The organism is Xenorhabdus khoisanae, from assembly GCF_001037465.1.
GTDB lineage: Bacteria > Pseudomonadota > Gammaproteobacteria > Enterobacterales > Enterobacteriaceae > Xenorhabdus > Xenorhabdus khoisanae.
Window position 1 is genome coordinate 1 of sequence record NZ_LFCV01000157.1, and the last position, 1,179, is coordinate 1,179.

At 56.4% G+C, this 1,179-nt stretch carries 1 protein-coding gene; it reads right to left on the reverse strand.

The genetic code is table 11. From position 1 onward, the window contains the following. Window positions 1-119: 119 nt before the first annotated feature. The coding region (locus AB204_RS18445) for a terminase large subunit (RefSeq protein ID WP_047964848.1) at window positions 120-1,179 on the reverse strand (1,060 nt) is incomplete at its 5' end.

Here is a 1,179-nt window from a genome sequence, read left to right on the forward strand (position 1 = left end):
CCACCGGCGACAATAAACCCCGCCGCGGGCAGCAGCAGCCACGCCCCGTAAGACAACAGGCCGCCGCCCGCCAGCCCGACCAGCGGGGCAGCAATCATTAATAGTTTCATAAAAGGACCTCAGAGTGAGCGCAGACCCCGGCTCATTAACACATCGGACAGGCTTTCCGGTTGCTCACCCCCGTTCACCAGTAACCGGCTCAGGGCCGTAAACAGGGCAACGGGACCGTCAATTTTAGCTTCCGGCGTGGATTTATTGGGGAAGATATTGTCGTTTTTATCCGGCCTGACGGTGACGTTACTCATCATCCAGTCCATTACCGGGTGGCGGTTATGGTGGAATTTGCCGCTGTACACCGCCGCTTCCAGTGATTTCATGGCTTCGGACAGATTGCGCACGGTTTGCGCCACTTCCACCAGCGGCACGCCGTCTTCCGCCAGTGCCAGACTGAACTGGACCGCACTCCACGGGTCAAAACCCAGTTCTTTCAGGTTGTCACCGGTAATCCAAATCAGCAGCTCTTCTTTTATTTGCGCATGATCCACCACTTCACCGTCCGTCAGGGTGAGTACCCCCAGCTCATCCCACTTGCGGTAAAGTTCCGCCATCTGCCGTGAACAGCGCTCAAGCCGGCCTTCCGGCAGCCAGAATTTAAAGTCGGCATGGACATGACCGTTGTTTGCCTGCCAGACTTTCACCGCCGCACAGATATCAATCTTGTTCGCCAAGTCCACGCCGACCCACATCGGGTAGGTTTTCAGCTCATGCGGCGGGGCCAGCGGTTCGCAGTCGTCCCACTTGAGCATGTCCATCCACGCCGACTCGGCCGTGACCCACAGGTTCATGTGCTTGGTGAAAAAATTGTGCCGCGCTGACACTTGCTCTTTGGCCTTTTTCGCCAGCCGCCGCAGGTCATCCCAGCGCTTGCAGATACCTAATCCGGGATTCGCTTTCTGCCACACGGTTTCATCAAACGGGTCGTCATCTTTGTCCAGTGTGTAGATCAGGGCGAAAAAAGTATCATCGGGGGGCACCTGACCACGCAGGACCTTAACGGCATAATCACGCAGTTCGTAACAAATCCCTTCTTTATTAAAGCCGGCGGTGGTAATGCCAAACAACAACGACTGCAAACGCGCCCCCGTGGCCGTTTCCAGTACATCCCACACATCACGGGTT